Below are 2,410 nucleotides of genomic sequence, written 5' to 3' on the forward strand. Positions count from 1 at the left end.
CAGCATCCAGTCCCAGGTTTCCCGCCGGCACACAAGGCACGCAGCAGATCAACCATCGAAAGAAAGTTGGGGTTTGGCCGCCATGCTTCAGGAGCTCCGTGAGCGTCCCGGCCGCGGCGACTCAGAAGACTTTACACAGGTTTGGGAGTCCGTGCAAATCGGCTTCCCAGCCCTGGTTTCGAGCTCCGGCCCAGACGGCTCCGGCGCCGGTTCCGCCCCATGTCAGGGAGAAACCGGCGCCGGAGAACCGCGCGTCCTTATGGACTAGCCGTGGCGTCGCCGCACGGAGGCGAGCACCAGTGCCGATCCGGCGAGCATGGCTCCCCCACCCATGAGTGCCAGGTTGAGTGACTCAGCTCCTGTCTTGGGGAGCCGCTCAGTCACAGGGACCGGCGCGTACAGGTTGGTGGCCTCGGCAAGCTGAGTGGTTCCCGCCAGGATGGTCACTTCCCCGGTGAGTGTGGACTCAACGGTCACGTCCTCATTCGCGCCCGACGTCGGTTCCGAGATGCGGCAGAGCGTGCCGGCCGGGATCCCCTCATACAGCTGGGTATATGAACCTGCCACTGTCCCGGCTTCGAGGACAAAGACTTCATCCAGCAGGCCGTCACCGCACTGGACATGGATAACGATGTCGTCCTGGAGGCCCGCACCCGTTCCCGTGATGGTCTTGGTTACCTGCAGGCTGCCGGGATTGAGGTCAACGGTGTTGCTCACCGCGAGTACATTCTCGCCGTCGGTAATGGTCACGGGTTCCGGCAGCACCGGGGTGACGGTTACCGCCGTCGTCGATCCGGTGACCGGTTCAGTCACTGAACAGACAGTGCCGACAGGAAGTCCCGTCACTGTCTCGGTGACAGTGGTATCAGTGCCCTCGGGGATGTCGAAGGTAAAGACACCCGATGCGCCGCAGTCCACCACCAGGGAGATGGCGCCCTGCAGGCCGACGCCGTCACCGGCAAAGGCCTTGCTGACGGTCAGGTCTCCTGCGATGAAGAACTCCGCCGTTGCCTGGGCATTGGATTCAATCTGCGCGTCAGCTGCCAGGATGAGTTTTTGGGCTTCCGTGACGCTGGGGTTGTTGCCTGCGTAGAGGTAGACATTGCCGGTTTCCACAGGCACAACTGCTGTTGCCGTCAGCACGACTGGATCCGTGGTCTGGTTGTCGTTCCTGACCCACAGCTGCGTCCCGGACGTCACTGTTGTACCCACGAGCGGAACCGTGCCGGCCGGGTCCGTATACAGGGTGTAGCCGGCCGGCACCTCAACAGTGACGGTTGCGGCATCCGACGTAATGGTGAATGGTCCGGTGACCCCATCCGTCGGGCCCGCCGCAGTGGGCGGATCAATCGATACGTTTGGTGCCGGGGGTTCCGTCAGCGGGCCCGCAGCCAGGACGTCCGCGACTATCGCGGCGGTGTACGGCCGGATTGGATCGCCGTCCTCCAGCACGTAGCCGTCACTGAAGAACCAAATGGCGGCCTGGACTGCGGCGGCACGAATGTTGTCATTGGGTGCTGCAGCCGGCTCACCTGGCTGGTCCGGGTAGTAGCTGTTCAGGATCCGGTCGACGTAGCCGATATTGGGCACGTTGGACTCTTCCCAGGAGCCGTTCTCGTAGCCGAGTCCCGTATAGGTGTTGGTGCGGATGTCGATGCAGTACATCTGCTGCCCGTTCCCTTCGGCATCCACGGTTGTGATAACGCCCGCGAATGACTCATTCAACGGGTCATACCCCGCGGGAACATCGTCGGGGTATCCAGTCGTGGGATCGAAGGAGCCGCCAACGGGGGGCAGCCCGCCGGTCACGCTGGCTCCCGGCTCGGTGCCCGTCATGGTGATTTCAACGATGTCTGACGGTACGGCAGCGCCCGGGGGCTCGCCCCGGAACACGGCCTGGGCCGGCATCGCGAACTGCAGCAGCATGAACAGGAAGACGAAAACGCCGACGACGGCGCTCCACAGGGATGTGGTCCTCCCCCTTTTCCTGCGCGGCAGACGGCCCCCGGCATGCTCAATTCGGTGACGCAAACTCATAAGGGTTTCCCGCTTTCCAGTCTTGACCTCAGTGGACATCCGAAGCTGTGAGATTCGGAACGTCGGCACCGCAGCGCCCGAGAGCTGAGAGGCTACGTCTCTGGACGGCATCTGAAAAGGGAGAAAGAGGAATCAACCGCTGATGTGGGTGGTATTAGTGACAGCTCGCGGGACGTCCGTTAGGGATGCGCAGGTGGTTTGCTCTCTTTGGCCGCGGCCCGGACGGGGAGGCAACGGGGGCGGCAACCAGGGTAGCGGCTTGTTAAAGCAGTTCAGGCCCCGCAGCGTTGCGGGGCCTGAACTCTAATGGTTGTCCGGCGGTGACCTACTCTCCCACACCCTCCCGGGTGCAGTACCATCGGCGCTGCGGGTC

Annotated in this window: 1 protein-coding gene; it reads right to left on the bottom strand. The window is 63.2% G+C overall.

Going from position 1 to position 2,410, the window contains the following annotated elements:
* Positions 1–264: 264 nt before the first annotated feature.
* A complete protein-coding gene (locus tag NGB94_RS16685; RefSeq protein ID WP_325791839.1) occupies positions 265–2,037 on the bottom strand; it encodes a DUF5979 domain-containing protein in 1,773 nt (590 codons plus the stop codon).
* Between the last annotated feature and the right edge of the window lie 373 nt (positions 2,038–2,410).

Source organism: Arthrobacter koreensis (assembly GCF_035792275.1).
Lineage (GTDB): Bacteria > Actinomycetota > Actinomycetes > Actinomycetales > Micrococcaceae > Arthrobacter_B > Arthrobacter_B koreensis_A.